General features: G+C 68.2%; 11 protein-coding genes. 10 read left to right on the forward strand and 1 reads right to left on the reverse strand.

From position 1 onward, the window contains the following. Positions 1 to 103 precede the first annotated feature (103 nt). Complete coding sequence (locus RZE79_RS04135) at positions 104 to 1642, reverse strand: YdgA family protein (protein ID WP_319359142.1); 1539 nt, start codon at positions 1640 to 1642, stop codon at positions 104 to 106. A gap of 669 nt (positions 1643 to 2311) precedes the next feature. On the opposite strand from RZE79_RS04135, the gene dksA reads away from it, so the two are divergent. From dksA to murF, 10 genes are all read left to right on the forward strand, one after another. Next, the gene (dksA, locus tag RZE79_RS04140) at positions 2312 to 2977 is read left to right on the forward strand and encodes an RNA polymerase-binding protein DksA (RefSeq protein WP_373696534.1); all 666 of its coding nucleotides are present in this window, start codon (positions 2312 to 2314) and stop codon (positions 2975 to 2977) included. 48 nt (positions 2978 to 3025) lie between these two features. After that, positions 3026 to 4666 carry an STAS domain-containing protein gene (locus RZE79_RS04145; RefSeq protein ID WP_319359143.1) on the forward strand — a complete coding sequence of 547 codons (1641 nt, stop codon included), beginning with the start codon at positions 3026 to 3028 and terminating at the stop codon, positions 4664 to 4666. A gap of 105 nt (positions 4667 to 4771) precedes the next feature. After that, positions 4772 to 5317, forward strand: coding sequence for an ATP-dependent protease subunit HslV (gene hslV, locus RZE79_RS04150; protein WP_042578379.1), 546 nt, complete (start codon positions 4772 to 4774; stop codon positions 5315 to 5317). A 2-nt stretch (positions 5318 to 5319) separates the two neighbouring features. Continuing rightward, positions 5320 to 6660, forward strand: coding sequence for an ATP-dependent protease ATPase subunit HslU (hslU, locus tag RZE79_RS04155; RefSeq protein ID WP_319359144.1), 1341 nt, complete (start codon positions 5320 to 5322; stop codon positions 6658 to 6660). A 273-nt stretch (positions 6661 to 6933) separates the two neighbouring features. Then, positions 6934 to 7362, forward strand: a complete 429-nt coding sequence (mraZ, locus tag RZE79_RS04160) for a division/cell wall cluster transcriptional repressor MraZ (RefSeq protein ID WP_056576192.1) — start codon at positions 6934 to 6936, stop codon at positions 7360 to 7362. An 8-nt stretch (positions 7363 to 7370) separates the two neighbouring features. Then, positions 7371 to 8294: a 16S rRNA (cytosine(1402)-N(4))-methyltransferase RsmH gene (gene rsmH / locus RZE79_RS04165; RefSeq protein WP_319359145.1), complete on the forward strand. Its 924-nt coding sequence runs from the start codon at positions 7371 to 7373 to the stop codon at positions 8292 to 8294. 2 nt (positions 8295 to 8296) lie between these two features. Then, positions 8297 to 8641, forward strand: a complete 345-nt coding sequence (gene ftsL, locus RZE79_RS04170; RefSeq protein WP_153280654.1) for a cell division protein FtsL — start codon at positions 8297 to 8299, stop codon at positions 8639 to 8641. Beyond that, a complete protein-coding gene (locus RZE79_RS04175; protein WP_319359146.1) occupies positions 8638 to 10392 on the forward strand; it encodes a penicillin-binding protein 2 in 1755 nt (584 codons plus the stop codon). The genes ftsL and RZE79_RS04175 overlap by 4 nt, the downstream gene beginning before the upstream one ends. A gap of 1 nt (position 10393) precedes the next feature. Beyond that, entirely contained in the window at positions 10394 to 11950 is a 1557-nt protein-coding gene (locus tag RZE79_RS04180; protein ID WP_319359147.1) for a UDP-N-acetylmuramoyl-L-alanyl-D-glutamate--2,6-diaminopimelate ligase, read from the forward strand. Between the two features lie 5 nt (positions 11951 to 11955). Beyond that, positions 11956 to 13407 (forward strand): UDP-N-acetylmuramoyl-tripeptide--D-alanyl-D-alanine ligase, encoded by a 1452-nt coding sequence (gene murF, locus RZE79_RS04185; protein WP_319361088.1) that lies wholly within the window; start codon positions 11956 to 11958, stop codon positions 13405 to 13407. The last annotated feature ends 11 nt before the right edge of the window (positions 13408 to 13418 follow it).

Consider the following 13418-nt stretch of genomic DNA (forward strand, 5'->3'; position numbering starts at 1 on the left):
TGGGGGCAGGCCTTCGATGAGGCGCCGCGTCTTTGCGGAGGCCGTCGTGCCCCCACCCCGGCCCTCCCCCAAGCGGGGGAGGGAGAAATACCCAGACTTCCGATTACTTGCCGAGCGGCGAACCCACCGGCTTGCCGATGAGCTTGAGCTGGCCTTCGCTGAACTCGACCTGGCTGACCACGTCGTCGCCCGCGCGCTTCACGTAGCCGTTCTCCTCGGCCTGTTCGATCAGGCCCGCGACCATTTCAGGCGGCGGCGTCTGGCCGCTCTCGGCGCCGGTTTCGGCCAGCTTCTCGATCCACTTCACGGGCACGCGCGCGTTGGCCTTGAGCACGCCGCGCTGGAGCAGCAGCGTGTTGCCGGGCAGCTTCAGGTCTTCGTCGGTCACGCCGACAAGGGCCACCGAGTAGCTGATCTCGGCGCTCTGGCCGCCGATCTCGATCAGCATGCGGTCCAGGCCGGCCTCGGGGCTGTGCTTGGCCATGGCCTTGAGGTCGGGCGCGAGCTGCTTGATCAGCGCCTGCATCGCGTCCTTCTGGCCCTTGCTGCGCTGGCCGCAACCGGCACCGTCGGTCGACTGCAGCCAGGCGTCGGCCAGCTTCTTGTAGCCGGCCGCCTGGATGCGGCGCGCGCTGCTGGCGATCTCGAACTTGTCGATGGCGGTCTCGTTGACCTTGCCCTTGCCCTTGAAGGCGCCTTCCGAGGCGTACAGGCCGTCCTTGATGGTGGCTTCGGCGATCAGGTCGACGTTCTGCAGCAGCACCTTGATCGACTTGGCGGGGGCGGCGCCCTCGCCGCCGGGGAGCAGGCCCTTGGGCGCGTTCAGCTCGAAGCTGTCCAGACGGCCTTCGGACTTGCCGGTGGCCAGGAGCCAGCCGGCGCTGCCGTCCATGTCGGCCTTGGCGGTGAACTTGCCCACCTTCACCTGCACGCCCTTGGAGGCGGTGCTGATGTCCATGCCCGGCATGGTCATGTCGTAGCGCAACCGGGTGCGGGCCGCATCCATGTCCAGGCGGGCCTGCGCGCCTTGCCAGGCGAACTCGCCCTTGCCTTCTTCGGCCAGCTTGGCGGGCGCGACCGTGAGGTCGCTGGTGAAGCCGCCGCCGAAGCCGACCTTGGTGTGCGCGGTCACCGGCTTGGCCTTGCCGAACAGCTTTTCGGCTTCGGCCTGCGCCTTGGCGTCGAGCACGAGTTCGCTGTCGATGACGGCCGCGGCCAGCGTGCCGCCGGCGAACGGGCCGTGGTGGATGGTGTCGCGGAAGGTGATGCGCACGGGCTTGGGCGGCGTGGCCACGGCGTCGCTGTCGTCTTCGGTGGGTTCTTCTTCGTCGCCTTCGGCGGTGGCCTGGGCGACGTCGGTCGTGGCTGCGGCCGGCGCGGCGGCAGGTGCCGATGCGGCAGGGGCGGTGGCCGCTTCGGCCTCGGCCGGGCAGCCCAGCTCGAGCGTCACGGTGCTCACGGCGCCGAAGAAGTTGCGCTCGTAGTTGCGCTCGATCACGCGCACCAGCGCGGTCTGCTTCGGCAGTTCGCCCAGGGCGACGTCGTAGCTCGATTTGATTTGCGTGCCGGCCCACCAGGTGCTGCCGCCATAGGCGACGGCGATGGCCGCGGCCAGGACTCCCAATACTGCTTTTTTGCTCAAGATTTCTTCCCGATCGGTTGTATTTGAATGGCGGGCGCGGCGCCTCCCGGAGCACACGCCTCGCCTGCGCCGCCTCCGCCGGCGGCGCCGCGCGATGCTACCGGAGCAGGACAGTGCGCGACCCCATGGCGCTGCGTTTCGAGTTCTCTATACAATCGCGCGCCTGTTCCGGGAGCCATGCTTCGCCCACAGGGGCGAGATATGACTTACGGCACGGGGCGCCGAGGGTTTTTGGCGGGCTTTCGGGGGTATAACCCCGGGGTTCACCACTGAGGACGCCCCCGACAACGTGAGCCGACGCGGCCTGACACCCGCGACGGCTCCCTTGGGAGGAGACACCCAGTGAAAGCGCGTTCCAGTTCGTACAAGGAGCCAGTCACCGTGAAGAAACCCGCCGCCAAGGCCACGCCAGCCACCAAGCCCGCCGCAAAGAAGGCGACGGCTGTGAAGGCTGTACCCGCGACGAAGAAGGTTTCTGCCACCGCTGCTGCCGCCCCTGCCGCGAAAGAGAAAAGCGCTGTCAAAAAGCCAGCGGCAACCCCGGCCAAGACCGGGACCGCGGCTGCCAAGAAGTCCGCCCAGCCCGCAACCAAGTCCGCGGGCGCGGCGCCTACGTCATCCCAACCGGTCGGCCGTCCTGCGGCCACCCTTTCTGCTCCCCCGACCCCCATGAAAAAAACGGCTGCCGCCTCTTCTTCCGCCCCGGCGACACCCTCGATCCCCGCTACGCCCGCTCCCGCTGCGCGTGGTGGCCGCGTGTCCCGGCTGTCGCAACTGACCGTGCCCTCGATGCCCCAATCCGTGGCCTCGACCGCCGCCAAATCCAGCTTCTCGCAGGCGCCTTCCACCGCGCTGGTGCCGCCGCCGCCGCTGGCCGTCAAGAAAGACCCGAAGCTGGTCAACAACTGGAAGGCCAAGACCGCCGCCGAACTGAGCGATGCCGAAGTCATCGCCATGCCCGACGACGAGTACATGAACGAAAAGCAGATGGCGTTCTTCCGCCTGAAGCTGGTGGAACTGAAGCGCGGCATCCTGGAAAACGCCGGTGAAACCACCGAGCATCTGCGCGAAGACACCGTGGTCGTGCCCGACCCGGCCGACCGCGCCACCATCGAGGAAGAGCACGCACTCGAACTGCGCACGCGCGACCGCGAACGCAAGCTGCTCAAGAAGATCGAGCAGTCGATCCAGCGCATCGACGCCGGCGACTACGGCTACTGCGACGAGACCGGCGAGCCCATCGGCGTCGGCCGCCTGCTGGCCCGCCCGACCGCCACGCTCTCGCTCGAAGCGCAGCAGCGCCGCGAGCTGAAGCAGAAAATGTTCGGGGATTGAACGGCTGCAAGGTAGAGCGAAATCCGCGCTTTCGATAACCTTCTCTGAATGCCAAAGGAAGAATCAGGCCGCCTTTTTTCGAAGGTGGCCAAGTTCGTTCGGAATCCCCTGAAAGACTGGTCGGAGCTGGACGCCCCGTCCTCCGACTCGTCGCTGCCCGAACAGACCTACAGCCGCGAGATGCTGAAGGAAATGATCGAGCGGCGCCAGCGCAACGACTTCGTGCGCCGCCGCGAGTTCGACATGCTGCGCAAGCTGCGCCAACGCGAGGCGGCGGCCCATGCCTTCGAGGCCACGGTCACGCCGTCGTCGTTCAACCTCAACAGCACCTCCGAAAAGCCCGAAGGCCGCGCGCTCACGCTCAAGAAGATCGACGAGATCGAAGAGCAGATGTCGCAGCAGTGGTGGAAGGGCCGCGGGCCGAATGGCGAGACGCTGGTCAATCCGCCGCCCGACGCGGGCGCTGAGACGCTGCCGCCGGTCGACAGTGGCGGTGACCCGTTGCCGGCCGCTGCAGCGCCTGCAGCCGCGGCGCCGCAGGTTGTTGCCGCGGCAGCCGTGCCCGCGCCGCAGCCGTCCCGGCTCGCCCACGACGGCGCGCTCGAAGAAGCGGTGATCCGCTTCGCGCACGGCGACGACACCGGCGCCGAAGCCATCCTGCTGCAGGCCCTGGCCGCCGAAAGCGCGCTCTCCCCCGACGACGGCGCCGCAGCCGCCACGGTGGAGCGCGACGACGCCCGCTGGCGCGCGCTGTTCGACCTGTACCGTGCCACCGGTGACGCCGCCAAGTTCGCGGCCGCCCGCATGCGTTACGCGCAGCGCATGAAGCGCATGGGGCCCGACTGGGTCTCGCTCGACGAGCTCGCACGCAGCGTGAAGGCCGTCACGGCCAGCGAAGACGCCGAAGCGGCCTCCGATACGACGGGCGCCGCCGACTGGGTCAGCCCCGCACACCTGACGCGCGAGGGGCTCATGGCGCTCACGCGCGCGCTCTCTCAGGCCGGCATGGTCTGGACGCTCGACTGGCGCGCGCTCACCGAGATCGATCCGCCGGCCGTCGCGCCGCTGCGCATCCTGTTCACGCACTGGTCCGATTCGCCGGTGCAGCTGCGCTTCTTCGGCGCTTCGCAGCTCCTGGCCGTGCTGGCCGCGGCCACGCCCAACAACGAGCGCCATCCCGACGACGCCTGGTGGCAGCTGCGCCTCGCGACGCTGCGCATGCTGCACATGCCCGACGACTTCGAGCTGGTGGCGCTCAACTACTGCATCACCTACGAGGTGTCGCCGCCCTCCTGGCAGGACCCGAAGGGCGAGTGCACCTCGCTGGCCGCGCCGCCGGCGAGCCGGCCGAGCTCGGTGTGGTCGCTGCTGTCGGTCGGGGGCGATTCCGAGAGCTTCCCGTCCACCGACAGCGGCTTTGCCGCGCTGGCGGGCGACCTGCGCGGCGATTCGCTGTCGTGCTGGCAGCGCCTGGACCATGACCTGCGCCACACGACGGCGCCGGTCATCTCGTGCGCGGCCCTGCTGCGCATGGACCTGACGGCGGCCGGCACGCTGCTGAGCTGGGTCCGCGAGCGGGACGCGAATGGCGAACGGGTGCAGTTCGTCGATGCGCACCGGCTGATTGCCGCGCTGTTCGGGCTCATCGGCATCACCGACCACGCCACGGTCGCTGTCCGCAAGAACTGACCCCGTAACAGGGGTGTCCGCGGCCTCTGCGCCGCGGTTTTTTCCGCCAGCAGCTTGTCCGACCGCAGGGGTTGCATTGGCGGGGCCCATCCCCAGATGGCTGCGATGGAACAGTTTCACGGCACCACCATCGTGAGCGTGCGCCGCAAGACCCCCCAAGGCGATCAGGTCGCCATTGGCGGGGACGGGCAGGTCACTCTCGGCAACATCGTCATCAAGGGCACGGCGCGCAAGGTGCGGCGGCTCTATCACGGCAAGGTCCTGGCGGGATTCGCCGGCGCCACCGCCGATGCCTTCACGCTCTTCGAGCGTTTCGAGGCCAAGCTCGAGAAGCACCAGGGCCACCTGACCCGTGCAGCGGTCGAGCTCACCAAGGACTGGCGCACCGACCGCGTGCTGCGCAAGCTCGAGGCCATGCTGGCCGTGGCCGACGCCACGACCTCGCTCATCATCACCGGCAATGGCGACGTGTTGGAACCAGAAGACGGCGTGATCGCCATCGGTTCGGGCGGCGCGTACGCCCAATCGGCGGCCAAGGCGTTGATCGACAACACCGACCTCTCGGCCGAGCAGATCGTGCGCAAATCGCTGGCGATCGCCGGAGAAATCTGCATTTACACGAACATGAACCACACGGTGGAAGCGCTCTGACCATGTCCATGACCCCCCAGGAAATCGTCTCCGAGCTCGACAACCACATCGTCGGCCAGCCCGCCGCCAAGCGCGCCGTGGCCATTGCGCTGCGCAACCGCTGGCGCCGCCAGAAGGTCGACGACACGCTGCGCCACGAGATCACGCCGAAGAACATCCTCATGATCGGCCCGACGGGCGTCGGCAAGACCGAAATCGCCCGCCGCCTGGCCCGCCTTGCCGACGCGCCGTTCATCAAGGTCGAGGCCACCAAGTTCACCGAGGTGGGCTACGTGGGCAAGGACGTCGATTCGATCATTCGCGACCTCGCCGAAATCGCCGTCAAGCAGACGCGTGAATCCGAGAGCGTGAAGGTGCGTGCGCGCGCCGAAGATGCGGCCGAAGAGCGCATCCTCGACGCGTTGCTGCCCCCCGCACGTGGTGCCGATGGCGCCGCGCCCGCACTCGACAGCCCCAACCCCACGCGCCAGGCCTTCCGCAAGAAGCTGCGCGAGCACCAGCTCGACGACAAGGAGATCGAGCTCGACCTCGCCGAAACCCGCGCGCCGCTCGAGATCATGGGCCCCGCCGGCATGGAGGAAATGACCGAGCAACTGCGCGGCATGTTCGGCCAGATGGGCGGCGGCAAGCGCAAGACGCGCAAGCTCAAGATCGCCGAGGCGATGCGCCTGCTGATCGACGAAGAGGCCGCCAAGCTGGTCAACGAAGACGAGATCCGCACGCAGGCGATTGCCAACGCCGAGCAGAACGGCATCGTGTTCATCGACGAGATCGACAAGGTCGCTTCTCGCTCAGGTGCAGGCAGCGAAGCAGGGGGCTCCGACGTCTCGCGCCAGGGCGTGCAGCGCGACCTGCTGCCGCTCGTGGAGGGCACGGCCGTGTCGACCAAGTACGGCGTGGTGCGCACCGACCACATGCTGTTCATTGCGAGCGGCGCCTTTCACCTGAGCAAGCCGAGCGACCTGATTCCCGAGCTGCAGGGGCGCTTTCCGATCCGCGTCGAGCTGCAATCGCTCTCGGTGTCGGACTTCGAGAGCATCCTCACGCAGACCCGTGCGTCGCTCGTGAAGCAGTACCAGGCGCTGCTGGCCACCGAAGGCGTGACGCTCGACTTCACGCCCGACGGCATCACGCGGCTGGCGGCCATCGCCTTCGAGGTGAACGAGCGCACCGAGAACATCGGCGCACGCCGTTTGTCGACCGTCATGGAGCGCCTGCTCGATGAGGTAAGCTTCGACGCCACCCGCATCGAGGGCCAGACGGTCCGCATCGATGCCGCTTATGTCGACGAGCGCCTTGCGGCACTAAGTCACGACGAAGACCTTTCGCGCTTCATCCTCTGAAGCCGCCTCCCTCGGCCCCTGTAACGGGGTCGTCCTTCACGCATCACTTTCACTGCGTGAGCTAAGTACTTCATTCTCAACACAATTCGCCGATTTCCAGGTTTGGAAATCGGCGCTAAGTCGTTGATTCCATTACAAAAAATACCCTCGAGCCCCAGTTGCGTCGCAAGTGTTTCCTGCTACAGTGGAAAAAAGTGCAGTTAAGTGGGAAAAAGTGCGGGCAACGCCCCTTTCGGGTGTCGCGGCACCTCCCACCACAGGGGTTTCGTGGTCGTGTTTCAAGGCGCTTCATCGCTCAGTCTGGATGCCAAGGGGCGGCTCTCCGTGCCGACCCGGCATCGCGACGTCCTGAGCGCCACGGCGGGCGGCCAGCTCACGATCACCAAGCATCCGCACGGATGCCTGATGGTGTTCCCCCGTCCCGAATGGGAAAAATTCCGCGAGCGCATTGCTGCGCTGCCGATGTCGGCGCAGTGGTGGAAGCGCGTCTTCCTCGGTAACGCGATGGACGTCGAGATGGACGGCACCGGCCGCGTGCTGGTGTCGCCCGAGCTGCGCGCCGCCACCGGCATCAACCGCGAGACGCTGTTGCTGGGCATGGGCAACCACTTCGAACTCTGGGACAAGGCGACCTACGAGGCCAAGGAGGCCGAGGCCACCCAGGGCGAGATGCCGGATGTGTTTCAGGACTTCGCGTTCTGAGGAGCCCTGTGAACACCCCCCTGACCCACACGACCGTCTTGTTGAACGAGGCGGTGGAAGCACTTCTTTCCGGCAGCGCGGCAGCCGCGGGCACGTACGTGGACGCCACCTTCGGCCGCGGAGGGCATGCGCGCGCCGTCCTCGCGCGGCTGGCGCCGGAAGGCAGGCTCATCGCATTCGACAAGGATGCAGAAGCAGTGGCCGAAGCAGCGCGCATCTCGGATGCGCGTTTTTCTATCCGCCACCAGGGATTCCGCTCGCTGGGCGAATTGCCCGACGCCAGCGTCAACGGCCTGCTGATGGATCTGGGCGTGAGTTCGCCGCAAATCGACAACCCGGTGCGCGGCTTCAGTTTTCGTTTCGACGGTCCGCTCGATATGCGCATGGACACCACGCGCGGCGAGAGCGTGGCCGAGTGGCTGGCAACGGCCGAACTTCAACAAATTGCAGAGGTGATCCGTGACTATGGCGAAGAACGGTTTGCTGTTCAGATTGCAAAGGCGATTGTTGCTCGCAGACAAGAACGGGGCGCAATTTCAACCACCACCGAACTGGCCGAGCTCGTGGCTGGCACGGTCAAAACCCGCGAGCAGGGCCAGAACCCTGCAACGCGCACATTTCAGGCTTTTCGGATTTTCATCAACGCCGAGCTTGAGGAGCTGCAACAAGCGCTAGAAGCCAGCCTGTCGGTGCTCGCGCCCGGCGGCCGGCTCGCGGTAATCAGCTTCCATTCGCTCGAAGACCGCATCGTCAAGCAGTTCATCGCCAAGCACTCGAAGGAGGTCTACGACCGCCGCGCGCCCTTCGCTGCGCCCAAGGTGATGAAGCTGCACGCGCTCGAGCGCATCAAGCCGTCCGAAGAAGAAGTGCGCGGCAACCCGCGCTCGCGCAGCGCCATCCTTCGGGTGGCCGAACGCACGGAAGCCGGGTAGCCATGGCGCGGATCAACCTGCTCCTTCTGCTGGCCGTCATTGCGACGGCTTTGTACCTTGTGCACACCCAGTACCAGTCGCGCCAGCTCTACACGGAGTTCGACCGCGCCCAGCAGGAGACGCGCAAGCTCGAAACCGAGCATGACCGCCTGCAGGTGGAAAAGCGCGCCCAGGCCACGCCGCTGCGCGTGGAGAAGCTCGCCAAGGAACAGCTGCAGATGCGCACGGCCTCGCCGGCCATCACCCAGTACGTGCGCCCCGACGGCTCGGTGATCCCGGCCATCGCACCGCTGCCGCCCACCACGCCGCCCAAGCCCGGCGCCGCCACCGCGAGGCCCACCCGATGAGCCGCGGCAACCGCAGCGTGCGCTACACCACCAGCCCCTTGCTCGCGAGCAAGACGCCGGTGTGGCGCAGCAAGTTCATCGTCGCCGGCATCGCCTTCGGCTTCGTCATGCTGGCGGGGCGGGCCGCGTACGTGCAGGTCTTCAACAACAGCTTCTTCCAGCGCCAGGGCGAGGTGCGTTTTGCGCGCACGCTGGAGCTGCCGGCCAACCGCGGCCGCATCCTCGACCGCAACGGGCTCATCCTCGCGTCCAGCGTGGTGGCGCCCAGCATCTGGGCCATTCCCGAAGACGTGGAGCGCGACGACCCCGAGGTGCGCGCCAAGCTCAAGCAGGTGGCCAGGCTGCTCGGCATGCCGCAGAAGGAGTTCGACAAGAAGCTGGAAGACGAAGACAAGACCTTCGTCTGGATCAAGCGCCAGGTCGACGAGCCCATCGCCAAGCAGATCGCCGCGCTCAACCTCAAGGGCATCTACCAGCGCAAGGAATACAAGCGCCAATACCCCGAGGGCGAGGCCGCGGCGCACGTGGTGGGTTTCACCAACGTGGAAGACAACGGCCAGGAAGGCATCGAGCTGGCGTTCAACAAGGAGCTGGCCGGCAAGGCCGGTTCGCGCCGCGTCATCAAGGACCGGCTGGGCCGCGTCGTCGAAGGCGTGGGCGAGCAGGTGCCGCCGGTCGAGGGCCAGGACATCCAGCTCAGCGTCGACAGCAAGGTGCAGTTCTTCGCCTACCAGAAGCTGCGCGACGCCGTCACGGCGCGCAAGGCCAAGGCCGGCAGCGTGGTGGTGCTCGACAGCACCACCGGCGAGGTGCTGGCGCTGGCCAACTACCCGAGCTACGTGCCCGACAAGCGCCAGAACCTCACGGGCGAGCAGCTGCGCAACCGCGCGCTCACCGACACCTTCGAGCCCGGCTCGACCATGAAGCCCATCACCGTGGCGATGGCGCTGGAGGCCGGGCGCGTGAAGCCGTCGACCATCATCGACACCGCGCCCGGGCGCTACCAGCTGGGCGGCTTCACCATCAGCGACACCCACAACTACGGGGCGCTGACGGTCGAGGGCGTGATCCAGAAGTCGAGCAACGTGGGCGCGCTCAAGATCGCCCAGAAGATGACGCCCCACGAGATGTGGGACACCTACACCGCGCTCGGCTACGGCCAGAAACCGCAGATCCAGTTTCCCGGCGCCGTGACGGGCCGGCTGCGTCCATGGAAGACCTGGAAGCCGGTCGAGCAGGCCACCATGGCCTACGGTTACGGCCTGTCGGCGTCGCTGTTCCAGATGGCGCATTCGTACACCTCGTTCGCGCACGACGGCTCCATCATCCCGGTCACCATTTTGAAGAACACCGAGCCGCCGGTCGGCGTGCGGGTGTTCTCGCCGTCCAACGCGCTCGCGGTGCGCAAGATGCTGCAGATGGCCGCCGGCCCGGGCGGCACCGGCACGCGCGCGCAAACGGTCGGCTACTCGGTCGGCGGCAAGTCGGGCACGGCCCACAAGCAGGTCGGCAAGGGCTACGCCAGCAACAAGTACCGCGCGTGGTTCACCGGCATGGCGCCCATCGAGAAGCCGCGCATCATCGTCGCGGTGATGATCGACGAGCCCAGCGACGGCCAGTACTACGGCGGCCTCGCCGCGGCGCCCGTGTTCAGCGAAGTCGTGCAGCAGACGCTGCGCATGATGAACGTTGCGCCCGATCTGGCGGTCAAACCCCTCGTGCTGACGCAAGACGTCCCCGAGAGCTTCTGACATGCTGACATTCACTTCCCCCACCACCGCCGCGTTCTGGCTGAAAGAGCGCGTGCAGGGCGCACTGCAGGCCGACAGCCGCGCGGTCGGCCCGGGCGACGCCTTCATCGCCTGGCCCGGTGCCGCAACCGACGGCCGCCAGCACGTGGCGGCCGCGCTGGCGCAGGGCGCCGTGGCCTGCCTCGTCGAGCACGAGGGCGTGGACGCCTTCGGCTTCGACGGCGATGAGCGCATCGTGAGCTACCCCGGCCTCAAGGCCGCCACCGGCCCGATTGCCGCCGCCTTCTACGACAACCCCTCGGCGCAGCTCGACCTGCTGGCCGTGACCGGCACCAACGGCAAGACCTCCACCGCGTGGTGGCTGGCCGAATCGCTGTCCACGCTGCGCGCGGCCGGCGGCGTGCGCGCGATGCGCCCCGACGGCACGACCGAGCGCGGCGCCCCGTCGCCCTGCGCCGTGATGGGTACCTTGGGCATCGGCGTGCCGCCCGACCTCACCTACACCGGCCTGACCACGCCCGATCCCGTGATGCTGCAGCGCGCGCTGCGCGGTTTCGTCACTGACGGCTTCGGCGCCTGCGCCATCGAGGCCTCGTCGATCGGCATCGCCGAACGCCGACTCGACGGCAGCCGCATCGCGGTCGCCGTGTTCACCAATTTCACGCAGGACCACCTCGACTACCACGGCAGCATGGACGCCTACTGGCAGGCCAAAGCCGAGCTGTTCCGCTGGCCCGGCCTGCGCGCCGCCGTGATCAACATCGACGACATGCATGGCGCCAGCCTGTGCGCCAACCTCGTCGACGCCGGCATCGGCGCGCTCGACGTCTGGACCGTCTCGGCAGCCGGCAAGCCCGCGCGGCTCATGGCACGCGACATCGGCTACGACGCCCAGGGCCTGCAGTTCACCGTGGCCGAGCACGGCAGCACGGCGCCGGCCGAACGACTCGCCACCGGGCTCATCGGCCAGTACAACATCGCCAACCTGCTCGGCGTGCTCGGCACCCTGCGCGCGCTGGGCCTCACGCTCGCACAAGCCGTGGCCGCCTGCGCCCACCTCAGCAGCGTGCCGGGCCGCATGGACCGCGTGCAGCCGGCCGACGGTGCGCCGCTGGCCGTGGTCGACTACGCCCACACGCCCGACGCGCTCGACAAGGCACTCGCTGGCCTGCGCCCGCTCGCCAAGCAGCGCGGCGGCGCGCTCTGGTGCGTGTTCGGCTGCGGCGGCAACCGCGACCCGATCAAGCGCCCGCTGATGGCCGCCGTCGCCGAGCGCCAGGCCGACCACGTCGTGCTCACCAGCGACAACCCGCGCAACGAGAACCCCGACGCCATCATCAGCCAGGCGCTGCGCGGCTTCACGCGCGTCGAGGCGGCCCGCGTGCAGGTCGACCGCGCCCGCGCCATCGCCGAAACCATTGCGCAGGCGGCGCCGCAAGACGTGGTGCTGATCGCCGGCAAGGGCCACGAAGAGTGGCAGGAGATAGCGGGCCAGCGCCTGCCGTTCTCCGACAAGACCCACGCGCTCAACGCGCTCACGAAGCGGGGTGCCGCATGACCGCCATGGCCACGCCCCTGTCGACACCGCTCAACCTCACGCTGGCGCAAGCGCAGCAATGGGTGCCGGGTTCGCGCCTCGTGGGCGACCCCGCTACCCTCATCGCGCGCGTCCACACCGACACCCGCACCCTGGCCGCCGGCGACCTGTTCGTTGCGCTCAAGGGCGAGCGCTTCGACGCCAACGACTTCCTGGCCGACGCGAAAAAGCAGGGCGCCGTGGCCGCCATTGCGCACGGCGGCCTCGAAGCCGCGGGCCTTGCCGGCCTCGAGGTGCCCGATTCGCTCCTCGCGCTCGGCGCGCTGGGCGCCGGCTGGCGCGCGCAGTTCAGCTTGCCGCTCATCGCCGTCACCGGCAGCAACGGCAAGACCACGGTCACGCAGATGATCGCGGCCGTGCTCGCCGCCTTCCGCGCCGACCGCGCGCTGGCCACGGCCGGCAACTTCAACAACGAGATCGGCGTGCCGCTCACGCTGATGCGCCTGCGCGCGCAGCACCAGTTGGCGGTGCTCGAGCTGGGCATGAACCATCCGGGCGAGATCGCGCGGCTGGCCGCCATGTCGCGCCCGACCATCGCCCTGGTCAACAACGCGCAGCGCGAGCACCAGGAGTTCATGGCCAGCGTCGAGGCGGTCGCCATCGAGAACGCCGCCGTGTTCGCGGCGCTGCCCGACGACGGCACGGCCGTGTTCCCATACGGCGACACCTTCACCTCGCTGTGGACCGACATGGCGCGCCAGAGCGGCTCGCGCCGCTGCCTGACCTTCGGCGAGCACGCCGACGCCGACATCTCGCTCGACAGTGCCGAATGGCAGCAGGGCGCCTGGACCGTGCGCGTGCGCACGCCGCTGGGCGCGTTCGACGCGCGCCTGCACATCGCGGGCCGGCACAACGTGGGCAATGCGCTCGCCGCCACCGCCTGCGCGCTGGCGGCCGGCGTGTCGCTCGACACCATCGCCGCGGGCCTGTCGGCCTTCGAGCCGGTCAAGGGCCGCTCCCGGGCGGTCGAGATCGTGCTGCCCGGCGGGCACGCGCTCACGCTGGTCGACGACAGCTACAACGCCAACCCCGATTCGGTGATTGCCGCCATCGACGTGCTCACGGGCCTGCCCGCGCCGCGCCTGCTGGTGCTCGGCGAAATGGGCGAGGTCGGCGACCGTGCGCCCGCGTTCCACGCCGAAGTCGGCGCCTGGGCGCGGCAGCGCGGGCTCGACGCCGTCTACACGCTGGGCGGCGAGACCGTGCACGCGGCGACGGCTTTCAACAACAACAACGACGACGCCGGCGATGCCTGGGGCCGTCATTTCGACGATTTCGACACGCTCCGCGCGGCCGTGCTCGCCCGCCTGCCGCAGCTGGGCAGCGTGCTGGTCAAGGGTTCGCGCTTCATGAAGATGGAACGCGTGGTGCAGGCGATCGAGGCACAACAACAAAAGGAGGCCGGTCATGACGCATGAGCCGCGCAACA

This window comes from Variovorax sp. EBFNA2, assembly GCF_033802765.1.
Taxonomy (GTDB): Bacteria; Pseudomonadota; Gammaproteobacteria; order Burkholderiales; family Burkholderiaceae_C; genus Variovorax; species Variovorax paradoxus_H.

Excerpts from the sequence above, each read along its gene's own strand:
- dksA (WP_373696534.1), top strand. The coding sequence starts at position 2,312 with ATGAAAAAAACGGCTGCCGCCTCTTCTTCCGCCCCGGCGACACCCTCG.
- RZE79_RS04145 (WP_319359143.1), top strand. The coding sequence starts at position 3,026 with ATGCCAAAGGAAGAATCAGGCCGCCTTTTTTCGAAGGTGGCCAAGTTC.
- hslV (WP_042578379.1), top strand. The coding sequence starts at position 4,772 with ATGGAACAGTTTCACGGCACCACCATCGTGAGCGTGCGCCGCAAGACC.
- hslU (WP_319359144.1), top strand. The coding sequence starts at position 5,320 with ATGTCCATGACCCCCCAGGAAATCGTCTCCGAGCTCGACAACCACATC.
- ftsL (WP_153280654.1), top strand. The coding sequence starts at position 8,297 with ATGGCGCGGATCAACCTGCTCCTTCTGCTGGCCGTCATTGCGACGGCT.
- RZE79_RS04175 (WP_319359146.1), top strand. The coding sequence starts at position 8,638 with ATGAGCCGCGGCAACCGCAGCGTGCGCTACACCACCAGCCCCTTGCTC.
- RZE79_RS04180 (WP_319359147.1), top strand. The coding sequence starts at position 10,394 with ATGCTGACATTCACTTCCCCCACCACCGCCGCGTTCTGGCTGAAAGAG.
- murF (WP_319361088.1), top strand. The coding sequence starts at position 11,956 with ATGGCCACGCCCCTGTCGACACCGCTCAACCTCACGCTGGCGCAAGCG.